Source organism: Sphingomonas sp. NPDC019816 (assembly GCF_050274375.1).
GTDB lineage: Bacteria > Pseudomonadota > Alphaproteobacteria > Sphingomonadales > Sphingomonadaceae > Sphingomonas.
Genome location: NZ_JBNNOB010000106.1, coordinates 1 through 13277 on the forward strand (window position 1 = coordinate 1; position 13277 = coordinate 13277).

The window sequence follows — 13277 nt, forward strand, 5'->3', positions numbered from 1 at the left end:
ACCCGCCAGGGCCGAGTCCAGGGCGGGACGCCTTCTTCCAGCTTTCTGATGATGAGGTTGGTGATTTCGGCCGCGACGTCGCGGCTCGGACGGGCTTTCGCAGGCATGGCTGATGCTCCAGCGGGATGACGATGGGGTTCGGGAGAGGCAAGCGTGCGGGAGGGGACGATCGCGCAAGTGGCGCCGACCGCCCCCCTGTCCTGCTGGGTCAGGCTTCGACCGGCTCGATCACCGTATCGTCCGCGACCGAAGCGCCTTCCGCCATGTGATCATCCGACAACGCAGAGCGATCCGGCTCGCCACCGAGACGATCGGTCGGGCACGGGGCCGCAGCACCAAAGCGCATCGCGTCCGGCACCCATGCGAGCACAGCGTCCTTCGTCTCGGGCTCGACAATGGCCGCCCCGGCGAAGAGTTTTTCACAGCTCTCCGAGATCTCCGCCTTCTTCAGGGTGGCGTGCCGAGCCGTCAGCGCGCCGCCGCCGACGTCATGAAGCAGGCTCAAAATGCTGCCCTTGTTGACCCGATCGAAGAAGTTTTCCGCGGTCGGACGCCACCAGCTCGCAACGTCGATCTCGAGGATCGAGGCCAATCGATTGTGGATCGCGACCTGGCCGCTGGCCCCGCGCGGCTTGGCCTCGATCGACATGGCAACGATATAGGCCAGCCACTGCGCCTTGCTGTCGTCATCGAGCGCGCGAAACCCTTCGAACCGATCGATTTCGTGATCGTGGTCGCACCATCCGGCATCAAGGCCATCATGCGCTTCGGCCAGGTAGGACCGGGCGCGTGAGCCGGGCAAATCCGCCGTGACGGGATCCTGCGGGGCATCAGCGCAGATGGTGGTGCCATATTGAACGATCTCGTCGGCAGAACCGCCGCCGGCGAAAACCCGGGCGTCGATCATGACGAACAGCGCGTAATCGAGCGCGAGCGCCGGCTGAGCGAGCAGACAGGATGCGAGAATATCGCGGCGTTGTATGGCAAGCTCGTCGTAGAGCCGATTGCTGAGCGGCTTGCCGCCAGGTGCCACAGCTTCGGGTCGGCGAGCTGGCTCGGGCGAATCCTTCACGCCGACGCGAAACCTGCCCGCCCCGCCCTCGTCGGGTTCGCCGGGATTTCCGCCGCCCGCATCATCGATCGCGTCGGGTTCTTCGACGATGAGCTCCTGCTCGCTATAAAATTGGGTGTCGAGACGCATCTCGCCCTGCGGCGTCAGAAGCAGAAACGCGCCGACATGCGGCCGCAGCTCATCTGGCAGCACGGGCGCGCGATGCTCGATCGCCTCGGCCTCGGCGATCAGTCGGTCATCCTCCTGGTCCAGGGCCTTGTAGGCATCGGGCGAGATGGATTCGTCCTGCATTTCGGCCTCGAGCTCGGCGCGGCGCGCCTCGATCTCGCCAAGGCGGGCGGATTGCTCCTCGGTGAGCGCGGGCGGCTGCAGGATGGCACGGTAGAGGCCGTGGGCGGCGTTGTGGGCGTAGTTGCTGGCGATCGGCCTGATCCAGGCAAGGCCCGTCTCCTCACCGATGCGTCTCGCTTCGGCCTCCATGATGTCGCCGGCGAGACGGTGCGCGATCTCGGGATTGTTCCAGCGGTCGTTGCCGTCGGTGAAGAGGTCGCCATCGACCTTGCCGCCTGCCGCGCGATACCGCTCCTCGCCGACCAGAATCGCGATCGGATCGCTGGCCTTGAGCGTCTCATTGGCGATGACGCGGCGGATGGTGTCGGCCGTTACGTGGCCATTCTGGTAGCTGTTCCAGACCAGAAGCTGCTTGTCGTGGCTTTCGGTCGACGCATAGGCTTTGGCGATGTCGAGCGTGATCTCGCTTTTGCTCAAGGCGTCGAAGATCGGCGCTGCCAGCGAGGCGAGGCGCAGGCGCCCCTCGACGAAGCGACGTGTCACGCCGAAACGCTTTGCGACAGCATCGAGATCGCCGGTCGAGCCGATGAAGTGCTGAAAGGCGCGGCATTCCTCGGCGGGGGTCATCTTGAGCTGATGGAAGTTGGTCGCCGTGGACGTTTCGGACAATTCGGCATCGTCGCCGGTAAGGATCATGACGGGGACATCGAAATCGGCTTCCGAGATCGTACCGCGCTCGGCGAGCAGGCGAAGCGCGCGCCAACGGCGTCCGCCATCGAAGACCTCGAAGGTGCCGCGCGGCTTTTTGGCGGGCGTGACGAGCAGATTCTGAAGGACGCCCTTGGCCTCGATACTGGCGGCCATGGGTTCAATCTGAAGCTGTTCGTCCGGTGCGGTACGGACGTTGATCGGCGAGAGCCGCAGCTTGGCGAGTTTGATGGTCTGGATCACCGGGGTCACTCCTCTTGGCGTCCGGCAATTCCCGGACACCACCCCGTTCCCCCTTCCCTCTTTCCCAAGAGCGGCCTCGGTCGTTTGACCAAGGGCGACCCGCGCTCACCCAGGATCGGCGAGAATGCGCCCAAGGATGTCGGCGGCGATGCTCACCGGAAGGAACACCCGTGTCCGGTACTGAATGATCTCGGTGAAGCAGCCCAAGGATTTCAGCCAGGCGAGCTGATCCGACGGCGCCCCGACTATCTCGATGCGATGATTTCGGTTCACCATCGCGCGGCGGATCGTCATGGGGAATGGGCGGGCAACATCAACGCTTCGACCGGAATGGGCCGATTTGATGATGTCCGAGGGCGGCAGGTTCTCGGCGCGATCGATGCCGAGCTTGGTGAAAAGCTGGACAACGTGCTCGTCGAAAACGAGGCGGCCGAGCCAGCTATTTCCCGCTTTGTCAGCGATGCGGTTGACCACCAGATGATCGCTGGGCAGCGCCGACCAGATCGGCAGAAGCAAGCCGGTCGCGAGGCGGATCGTCTCGGTGTCGACCTTGTTCGCCGCTTCATCGGCTTCGGCCTGCCATTTCGCGCAGAAGGCGTCCCGATCGACTATTTTCCAGGCGCTCTCGAAGAGCTCATGCTCGCGGATATATTCCCGCCGGGTCGGCCTCGTCAGCTCGAAGCGCGGGATCGGCGTTCCGTCCTTCTCCTCCATGAGCGCTCGGGCGCGGGTCTGCAGCGCGACCATCCCCGACTTGGCGTTGAGCAGAAATACGGCGGTGCTATCGCTGTCGGCGATACGCAGCACGCGCTCCAAGGTGACAGGGGTCCGCCGCCGCGCGATCTCGATGGTCAGCAAGTGCGACGTCGCCCCGCTGACCGGGTCGGTCCGGAGCAGTGTGTCGTCGATCAAGGTGGCGGAATCGACGAGGATCGTCTCGACACCGACATCGAGCCGGCCAGCCTCCCTCGCCGCCGATACCCGTGTCTCGACCAGGGACAGAAACTCATCGAAGATGCTGTTCTGCAGGCCGATGGGAAGCGCGAGGATGCGATTTAGCCATCGCTGGATGGGCGGCAGTTCCTCTTTCAGGACGCCGTCCTTGTCGCAGAGCTCGAGACCGGTCCGATCCTCGAATTCCGAATGCGAGATGCTCTTGAGCTTGCCATCGACCAGCAAGTGGAACCACGTCACCAGCGCAGCGCAAGCATATTCGCTCTCCAGATTATCAGCCGGGTCGAAGAGATTCTGACCGCCGGTCTGGCGCTGACCCCGTGTGAGTGCGCCGAGGCTGTCGAGCCGCCTCGCAATCGTGCTGGTGAAGCGGAGTTCGCCTTTGCAGTCGGTCGTGACGGGCCGGAACAGTGGCGTGCTCGCCTGATGGGTCCGATGGGTTCGGCCAAGGCCCTGAATGGCGCGGTCCGCGCGCCAGCCCGGCTCGAGCAACAGATGGACGCGTTGCTCCTGGTTCGGCACGTCCATTGATGCGTGATAGGATCGCCCCGTCCCGCCGGCGTCCGAGAAAATGAGGACGCGCTTCAGCCCCTGCATGAAGGCCGCGGCCTCGGCCTGACTGGTACGGGTCGAACGGGTTTCCAGCTTCTGCCGGCCGTCGCCCGTCGAGATTAGGCGTTTTGTCCGCCCAGTGACTTCCGCGACACGATCATGCCCGAAATGCTCCAGGATGCCGTCGAGCGCCGACATGATCGGCGGCAATGCGCAAAGATGCTCGATCATCAGCGCGCGGGCAGCTTCGGCTTCGGGATTGTAGACGGGATTACCCGTCTCGTCCGTCATCGGCTCGGAGCGCTGCGTGCCTGTGTCGTCGGTGAAGACGCGCATTTGGCGAGTAGGGAAAGCGCGCTCGAGATAATCGATGACATATTCACGAGGGCTGAGGTCGATTTCGAGGTCGACGCGCTCATCCGGGCTGAGCATGCCCAATCGCCGGTCGAGGATGGACTCGGCCGTCGTCACCAGTTGAAGCACCACCGACTGGCCCGCCATAAGATGCTCGCCGACCGCGGCGATGACCGTTGGCAGCTTCATCGAAAGCAGCGCCTGGCCGAAGAAACGCTGCTTGGTGGACTCGAAGCGCGAGCGGGCCGATGCCTTCGCCCCGCTATTCAAAGTGGTGTTCTCGAGACCATCGACGACGCCGGTGAGTTCCAGGGCTTTTTCCATGTTCCGGTGGATGATGGACCAGGCATTGGCGTAAGTGTCGTAGATCTCGATCTGCGCGGGCGTCAGTTCGTGCCGCAGGATCTCATATTCGACACCGGCGAAGCTCAGCGCTCGCGCCATGTAGAGCCCAGTCGCCTTGAGATCGCGTGCGACCAATTCCATGGCGGCGATCCCGCCCTGGCGAATGCTGGAGATGAATTGCTCGCGATTGGCGAACGCCGTCTCCGGTCCCCAGAGCCCGAGCCGCACGGCATAGGCAAGGTTGTTGACCTCGGACGCCCCCGTCGCAGAGGCGTAGAGGATCCGCGCGGCGGGCAGATGGTTCTGGAGCCGAACGCCGCTGATGCCCTGTTGCGATCCCTCCTTGGCTCCGAGTGCGCCCTCGCCTCCTGCGACACCGCCCATCTCGTGCGCTTCGTCGAAGGCGATGACGCCGTCGAAATCGGCGCCGGCCCAGTCGATGATCTGCTTCAGCCGGCTATGTTCCCCGCGCATCGATCGAAGGGTCGGATAGGTGACCAGAAGGACGCCCTGGTCAAGCCTGATGGGTTCGTCGATCTTCCAGTTCGATATGGGCTGAATGTCACCGGCGAGCCCGCCGAGGGCCGTCCAATCACGGCGAGCATCTTCGAGGAGGGGCGCGTTCTTGGTGACCCAGATATTGCGACGCCGCCCCTGAAGCCAGTTGTCAAGAATGGCGGCCGCGATTTGGCGACCCTTGCCTGCCCCGGTTCCGTCCCCGAGGAAGAAACCCTTTCGGTAGCCGCGGCCCTCCTCCGAGATAACGAGGCCGACACCATCCTTGTCCGGTGCGAAGCGCCCAGGGATCGTCTGAGCCCAGGCATGGCCGGCGTAAACGACGGTTTCGAGCTGGGAGGCCGAGAGCAAACGCTCTGTGACAGTCCGCTCCGGCAGCGAAGGGACGTAATCGGGGATCGGCGCTGGGATTGATCCCATGGCAACGGATTCGACGAGCGCAGTCGGGTGTTCGCCGGCTTTGTCGAAAACCAGGCGGCTTGGCCGATAGGGCAGATAGACGCCGGTCTGTTCGAGCAGCGGCGCCGGGGTTTCGAGCCTGGTGTAAGCAACCGGCAAGACATGGTTGCGCACGGCAGCGTGAAAGGCCCGGGGCATGGGCTTGGCGCTTTTGACCGCTCTGAAGAGCGAGATGCCTCCGCCCCGCTTCGGCGCGGGTGCCGGCTGATCTGCGACAAGGGACAGGCGAGGTGTCACGGTGAGAACGTCGAGCAGTTCCGCGATTGATCCACCCTGGATGACTTCTGGTGCGAGCCTGCCGGCGACCTTGTCGATGACGAAGATTCGCACGTCGATAGACGTGCCGTGTTTGAGATAGCAGCCTTCAAGTCGAACAGAGGCTTGCACTGTCGATCCGCGAAGGACGGTCTCGTAGTGGTCGCGCATTCGGGTGGTCGGTCCGAACCAGTCGGGCATGATGGCAACGAGGCGGCCCCCAGTCTGCAATCGGCGAAGTGCAGCCTGAAGATGCCGAACGGCCGCAAGATCATCGACGCCGCGGCCGAGCGACCGCGAAAACGGCGGATTCATGAGGATCAGGGAAGGACGCGGTGCGTCGCCAAGAGCAGCATCAAGAATCGCCCCATCATGGCCGGTGATCGTTGCGCCGGGGAAAACGCCGTGCAGGCGATCGCGGCGGATCGGATCGAGCTCGTTGAGATGCAGCGATCGATGAGCCCCAAGCTGTGCAACGAGCAAACCGTTGCCGGCGCTGGGCTCGAGAATGACATCATCCTGCCGGACATCTGCGAGCAGAATCGCGACGGCCGCAATGTCGACAGGAGTCGAGAATTGCTGCCATTCGATCTGGTCTTCGCTCCGCACGGTCTGAGTGGGGAGGCGCTGCGCGAGGTCAATCCGCGCGGCGACATCGGCGAGGCTGGCCAGAGGCGCCAATGATCCACGGAGATGAAGGGCGAGTGCGTGCTCTAGCACCTCGAAGCTTGAGCGCTGCGTCCAGCGTCCTTCGGCATCGGTTCCGCCGAACGCCTGCACCATCGCCCGATTGAGATGTTGACGGGTGACCGGCTCGCCTGACGCCAGTTGGGATAGAAGGATGTGCGCAGCGGCACGGTCGCCGCGCTCGGCGGTCTGAAAAAGGTCGGTCATTTGGGAATCTCCTGCGCGGCTGCATCTGTCGCAGCGACACACCCTCGATCCCCCTCCCCTCTCTCCGCCCCGGGATCAGGTCCGGCAGTGCGCGTCGAGGAACTTTGCCCAATCCTTGAAAGCCGGCGGCGGCGGGTCGCGGCGGATGATGAGCCCGGGACGGGCATATTTCGCTTCGGCGGACGCCGCGGCGCGACGCCCTTCTGGATCATTGTCCTCTGCGATCAGCAGGGTCGTAATGCCGGGTGGAATGACCAGTTGATCGAGCCGCCTGGCGCCAAGTGAGGCCCAGCAGGGGATGTCCTTGATGCGGGTGTAGGCGCCGGCAGTCTCGAAACCTTCGGCGATCGCCAGCGTCTCGCCCCCTGCCCGGCCCCGCCATGCGCCTGTCCCAGGCACGCCGAGCATGACTTTTCGGAGGCACTTCGCTGTCGCAGGGTCGAGAAAGTTGCGCTGGATCGCGACGAGCTGCCGGATCTCGCGAACAGCAATCAGCAAAGCCGGTCGATAAACGGTTTTCGGCTTCGGGAGGTATGGGCAGCGCGAATGGAAGCGCACGTCGGCAGGCGCTGGCAACAAGTTGCGTCGCTCAAGATAGCGCTCGGCCAGCGTCCCTTTGACGCCAACGGCCTGCTCCCAGATGCGCGAGACATTGGCGCTGCCTTGCGGTCGATCCTGTTCCGGTATTGCATAATGTTGGCCGGTTCGAACCCGACGCAATTCCCGCAGAACATCATGGCGTGCGCAACCCGCGAAGCACGTCACCAGAATGCCGCGGTCACCTTGGCGGATCGAAAGACTTGGATCGTTGTCGCCATGTGCCGGGCAACGGGCCATAGCCCTGTAGCCGGTCCAGGTGCCGCCAAGAGCGCCTACGAGGTCAACAAGTTCCTGGGTCGGTCGTTTGGCCGTGAGTGGCATAGGACTACCTCCTGCTCGGTAGCCACATCCCCCCTTCCCTCTTTCAGCGCATGGCGCTGTGACCCGGACCTATCAACGATGAGGGTCGGCGCGCTCACGTTGATCGCTTCATCGGGCACGACTCGGGCTCGTTCGCAGGCGACGAACGGCTCGGACATCATCGGTCAATCGTCAGGCCGGTTCTTCCGCCGATCCGCATATTTGATCACGAAGGCCTCCCAGAGCCGCATCCATTCGGTGTCGGTCCGGGGCCTCTTGATATCGGCGAATCCCTTGCGGAATGCGTTGGCCATATCGTCGACTGACCAAGGATGGCCCTTAGTGAGACCGACACTCCGAAACGCCTGTTCGCGGTCGCCATAGGAAAGCGTTCCCGGCGGGAATGCGTGAAGCGGTTCGTCTGATTTCGCTGCGGGTTTCGTTGCCTGCGGAACGGTGCGAACCGATGATCTCGGTGCCGTTTCGACGCCTGGCGCCCCAACAAGTCGCAAATGGGGTCCGACCAATTTACGCTCCATCGGCGCTGGAGACGGATGAAGGACCACCTTCCTGCCGGAGAGATCGACGTTCGCGTTGGGATAAACCGCCGAGACGAGCTGCATCGTCTCCCGCACCGTTTGACGAAAGCGCTTGCTGTCAGCCTCGTTGCCGAGGTGCTTTGCCAGTTGATCCCAAGAAATGATCTGCCCCTTGTCGGAGCCGATCCGTGGGAGGCGATAGGCAAGATAGGTATAGAGATCGAGCGCCGTTGGCGTCCCTTTAAGCTCCCGGATCGCTACTTCGTTTAATGGGACAGCGTGCTCGATAAGGTGACTGTAGAAGACCTCCGACATACGGATTTCCCGCGCGAAGGTGCCGTTCTTGTCGAGTGAACCAGCATATTCATTTGAGATCTTCACATCGCGGACCGCAAAGGCGTTGTCGTCCGTTTCGGTGCCATCCCAGCGAATCTGCCACTCGCACGCCAGCAAGCGGTCGACCTGTTCGCGCATCAGATTTGCGGTGCCACGGGGGCCATAGGACACCGTTTGATAGCCAAGCCGCCGCATCCATTCCGTGAAGTTGCGGCCGAGATAGACGTCGCGCGAACGCTTCATTACCGCCTGTGAAAGCAGATAGATGAGCGCAACCCTGGGATAGGCCCCATATGGAACACCCAGGCTTCTCATGACCGACTTGCCATCGATATTTTGAAGAACCGGCCGAGGGTTGATTGCCAGCGCGTACTTGCCGTCTTCCCGGATAATCGGGAGCGTGTCGTCCTTCGGGCGCTTGGTCGGGAGCGACATGGCGCAAAGCGCGGAATGGAGAAATGCCGGGACAGGCTCTTCGTCGTGGACTCGCAGGAAGGCGTCGAGCGTCAATTGGGTTCCGGCAGTGGAGGCAAGCTTCCGGACATTCTCTGCACCGCCATCGATCATGGCGAGTGCATATTGGTGCCCAATCGGCCTATGCTGATCTCCGTTCATTGTTCCGCCCTTCCCCGAATCTCCGGGGTCTGTGATGGCGCTGTCTCAACAGGTTTGGGTTTCGAAATCAACCCTGTTGGCAGTTTTGGCGGGAAATCAGGGGTGAGAGTTGCAATTCGACCGATGATCTCGGTGCCGCTTTTGCCGAATCGCCCCTTCCCACTTTCAAAAATCGAAATTTTGAAGCCGATTCGCGAATCGGATTGATTCAGGGATTCATGTAATAGGTATGCGCTCCGAGATCATCGGTCTGTTGGCACCGAGATCATTGGTAGGACGCACCGAGATCATCGGAAGGTACTGAGATCATCGGTATTTATCCACAGGGCATCGCTCGGTGCAGCCGGACGCAGCAAGTTTTCGAAAAGCTTGCACCGACTCGGAGATCATCGGTGCGCCTCTACCAGGGCGCATTGGCATTACCTTGAAATCCGAAACGGCTCGGAGATCATCGGTAAAGTTGTAAGTTCGATGGCCAAATCGTTGCTCGAAACTGCCAACGTCGCTATTGTGGGCCATCAAACCCACAAAAGCGGAATCTCATGGCCACTGATCCCACAAATGTCCCCGCCGATGACCTTCTGGAAGGTGGCCTGGATGTGCTTCACCGTAAAGCGCTCACGATCCTCAAGCGGATCCGCGACAGCGCGGTCGATCCAGAGACAGGGCAGAAGCGAGCCCCCACCTTCCCTATCTCCAAGGCTGCATCACTTGTCGGACGCACCGCGTCGGCGATCCGAGAAGCTGAACGCGACGGGCGTTTGCCGGAGCGTGGGCGGACGGCTTCCGGTCATCGCGTCCAATATACGCTCGAAGAACTCGATCATATGCGTGAGGTGTTCGGAACGCGTCCGTGGCGCAGCCCGGAAGATCCACCCGCCATTCTCTCGGTCTGCAATTTCAAGGGCGGTGTCGGCAAGTCCACGATCGCGCTGCACCTGGCTCAGCACTTCGCGATCAACGGCTATCGTGTGCTGTTTATCGACTGCGACAGCCAAGCTTCATCGACAATGATGTTCGGCTACCGACCAGACGTCGATCTGGAGGAGGACGACACGCTCTATGGGCATTTCCATAACCCGGAATTGCTGGGTGTGCGAAAGATCATTCGGAAGACCCACTTCCATGGGCTCGATCTGATCCCTGCGAATTTGCGGCTCTACAATCTCGAATACGAGATCGCCGGCTACCTCGCGCGCAATCAGAACCTGAACATCATCGACCTGATCGCCGAGGCCATCGACTCGGTGGTAGAAGATTACGATGTGGTGATCATGGATCCGCCTCCAGCACTCGGCATGGTCTCCATGGCGGTCCTTCAAGCAGCCAATGCGATGGTGATCCCCGTGCCGCCAAGCCTGGTCGACTTCGCATCGACGGTGTCGTTTATCGACATGGCGAAGACCACGATGAAGCAGCTCGAGCAGCTCGCGGGGAGGGGGCGCCCGGCTTACAATTTCATCCGTCTCGTCGGCAGCCGGGTCGACGACAGCAAGTCGATGCATCGTGAGATACTTTCGATGATGCGGAGCGTTTTCGGAGGCTCAATGTCTTCTTCGGTGATGGTCACCAGTGCGGAGATCGACAATGCCAGCTCGCGGATGAAGACGGTCTTTGAACTGGAAAAGCCCGTCACTTCGCACGAGGTTTACAACCGGTGCATGAGGCATCTGAATGAGGTTTGCCGAGACATCGAAGAAGACGTTTTGCGGACCTGGCCGAGCCGGGCAGGGGGGCAGCTTTGAGCAGCAGTTGCCACGTGGCAACTGCGGGCAATTGTTCGCCGTCTATGGGGCTGAAATCTGCTAAGAATGATGCGTTGTTGCCACGTGGCAACCGAGCAAGGAAAGCGTTTATAAACAGTATCATGAGCCAAATTCCAGGATCAGTTTTCCCTCAGAAAAGGGGAGCCGAAGGCGAGGCGAATTTCGGTTTGTTGCCACGTGGCAACAGACCAACAAATCGGGTCTCCAAGATGCCGGAAATTCGAGTAGGAGCGAGCCGATGACAAAAGGAAATAAGGGCTTCGGCTCGATGTTCACCGAAGGCCTGGATAATGAGGCCGAGCTTGACAATGCGAGCCCCTCGGAAGGGATCATCGCGAGCCGAAGCCAGACCCTGGCGCGGATAGCGAGCGGCAAGACGGTTACCGATCGAACGGAGTGGGTGGACCCGGCTCGTTGCCGTCCCTGGCGGATGCACAATCGCGACCTGGACCATTTGTCCGAAGAGAGCTGTCGCGATCTGATCGACTCCTTTCTCGCGGCGAAGCGGCAGCGCATCCCGGCGATCGTGCGTCGTCTGAAGGACGATCCTGACTACGATTATGAGATCATCGCTGGCGTTCGCCGGTGGTGGACTGTCCAGTGGCTCCGCGAACATCATCATCCAGAATTTGATTATCTCGTCACGATCCAGACCGTCACGGATGAAGAGGCATTCCGGGTTTCGGACGTTGAAAATCGGTCGCGAAAGGACATTTCAGACTGGGAGCGTGCAAAGGAATATGCGCGAGCGCTGTCGGAGTTTTACGAGAACTCCCAGTCCCAGATGGCGGAGCATCTCAACCTCTCGCGGTCATGGCTGAGCCGCCTGCTGGATGTTGCGAGGCTTCCTGAGGAGATCGTGGCGGCATTTTCGGACACCCACGACATTACCGTTCGAGTGGCGCGCGATATCAAACCGCTGACCAGCGAACCGAAAACTCTGAAGCGAATGCGAGACGAGGCCGAGCGCATCGAGGCCGAGCGTAGGAATGGTGGTTCCAGTCTGACCGGACCCGAGGTGGCGAAGCGACTTGTTCGTGCGACCGTTGAGGCAAAGAAGAAGGAGACTGGCGAGCGAGAGATCACGGGCAAAGGCGGAAAGACGATTCTGCGCTATGCCAGTGCCAGAGGTGGGGGGATCACGATCAAGATCGTGCCCCGGACCGGCGCCACGAAGGCCGAGCTCATGAAAGCGATCGAAGAACTGTTGCCGGCGAGCTGAGCAAAACAAGCGAGACGGCGTTTCAGTACGGAGGGCGTCCCGGTCGCTATTCGGCCCGCAGCCGGCGCTGCGCGGCAGGCGTGGTGGGCAGCGCCGCGAGGAGCTTTCGGGCACCCTGAGGTGTCACAGACAGCAGCTTCGAAACGGAGGATGCCTGGAGCCCTGGATAGGCGATCAATAGGCGCCCGAGAAGCGGCAGGCGACTTCGCTGAGTTGCACCCAAATTGGTGAGCTTGGCGACGTCATGCTCAATTGCGGAAAGCTCGCGGAGCCCCGCCGCGCTGATCTGCCCGATCTCCTTAGCGAGGAACCCGGTCAGCGCGGCAGGGGAAGGGGGCATGAACTTGGGGAGCGGCACCAGTGAGGGGATGATGCGGCTCGTGAAGCCAGCGCGGTAGAGCATGCGAGGAAGAGCGGTCGCGACGAGCCAGTTGCGATCGCGGCAGCGGGGAGGAAGCTCCAACGAGCGTCCGTCGATCGCAACAACCTCCGAGGCGCCGACCGGAAGACGCTCGGTCATTTCGGCAAGAGCGAACACGCGCTCGGCGATGGACCGGAGATCGGCGACGGGGAAGGGTGCATCCGCCGCAGACTTCACCTGACGCCAGAGCGGGCCGAAGTGTGCGAGATCGTCTCCACCATAGCGCTCAGCCTCTGCACGGTCGTCGAGGATGGTTCGGAGAGCATTGAGGGATGCGCGGCCAACCGGGTCTCTGACATCCTCGTCCCGACTTAGTGCGAGGTGGAAAATGGACGCCACCGATATCGGATCGTTGAGACCTTCGGAGGCGCGGGGAGGGGCGCTTCGCCCCGCGATCCAATCCTGCAGGTCGCCGACAGCGATCGGCACGCCGGCGAGACCTGCTAACGCCGCGGCGCCGTGAAGGCGCGATCGCGCAAGGAAAATGTCGGCGCTTGTACTATGATGAAGCCGGCCGTCGAGCCGGCCGAGCAGCAACATTGGGTCATTTGCGCGGCGGTCGACGATCTCCTGCATCGCTCTTACGCTTAGCGCGTGAGGAAACCAAAGTCAGCAGTTGGTTTCGCCTCATGCTATCGTCGAAAAGTTCATATGCGATAATTGCACTTATCACATAAGCAGATTTGACCGTTCTTTATAAGGTGGGCTACAAGCGCGGCTGAGGAGCGAGGCGCGTCGTGAGCACCGAAACCGCCCGGGAAGGGCCAGAAATCCCCGTAGCGCCGCCTGAGGCTGTCCTGCCGGCCGTCAAAAAAAAGAAAAAAAAAAAAAAAAA

The 13277-nt window shown here is 61.6% G+C and carries 8 protein-coding genes; 2 read left to right on the forward strand and 6 right to left on the reverse strand.

Features of this window, described 5'->3' with window-relative positions; genetic code table 11:
• The 5 genes from ACQKJZ_RS14210 to ACQKJZ_RS14230 all read right to left on the reverse strand — a co-directional run.
• Positions 1–107: ArdC-like ssDNA-binding domain-containing protein (locus ACQKJZ_RS14210; protein ID WP_427731738.1), on the reverse strand; the 107-nt coding region annotated here is incomplete at its 3' end.
• Between the two features lie 101 nt (positions 108–208).
• On the reverse strand, positions 209–2314 hold the full coding sequence (locus tag ACQKJZ_RS14215) for a ParB/RepB/Spo0J family partition protein (protein ID WP_037505400.1): 2106 nt from the start codon (positions 2312–2314) through the stop codon (positions 209–211).
• 105 nt (positions 2315–2419) lie between these two features.
• Positions 2420–6643, reverse strand: a complete 4224-nt coding sequence (locus ACQKJZ_RS14220; protein WP_288806363.1) for a strawberry notch family protein — start codon at positions 6641–6643, stop codon at positions 2420–2422.
• Between the two features lie 75 nt (positions 6644–6718).
• Positions 6719–7564 (reverse strand): DUF7146 domain-containing protein, encoded by an 846-nt coding sequence (locus tag ACQKJZ_RS14225; RefSeq protein ID WP_288806362.1) that lies wholly within the window; start codon positions 7562–7564, stop codon positions 6719–6721.
• Positions 7565–7728: 164 nt separating this feature from the next.
• Entirely contained in the window at positions 7729–9033 is a 1305-nt protein-coding gene (locus ACQKJZ_RS14230; protein ID WP_062787891.1) for a replication protein RepA, read from the reverse strand.
• A gap of 542 nt (positions 9034–9575) precedes the next feature.
• Between ACQKJZ_RS14230 and ACQKJZ_RS14235 the strand changes: the two genes are divergently transcribed.
• Both ACQKJZ_RS14235 and ACQKJZ_RS14240 read left to right on the forward strand, forming a co-directional pair.
• Positions 9576–10778, forward strand: a complete 1203-nt coding sequence (locus ACQKJZ_RS14235) for an AAA family ATPase (protein WP_062787893.1) — start codon at positions 9576–9578, stop codon at positions 10776–10778.
• 259 nt (positions 10779–11037) lie between these two features.
• Positions 11038–12021, forward strand: a complete 984-nt coding sequence (locus ACQKJZ_RS14240; RefSeq protein WP_066764086.1) for a ParB/RepB/Spo0J family partition protein — start codon at positions 11038–11040, stop codon at positions 12019–12021.
• Between the two features lie 46 nt (positions 12022–12067).
• Here ACQKJZ_RS14240 and ACQKJZ_RS14245 read toward each other — a convergent pair whose 3' ends face one another.
• Complete coding sequence (locus ACQKJZ_RS14245; RefSeq protein WP_051743944.1) at positions 12068–13018, reverse strand: hypothetical protein; 951 nt, start codon at positions 13016–13018, stop codon at positions 12068–12070.
• Positions 13019–13277 lie beyond the last annotated feature (259 nt).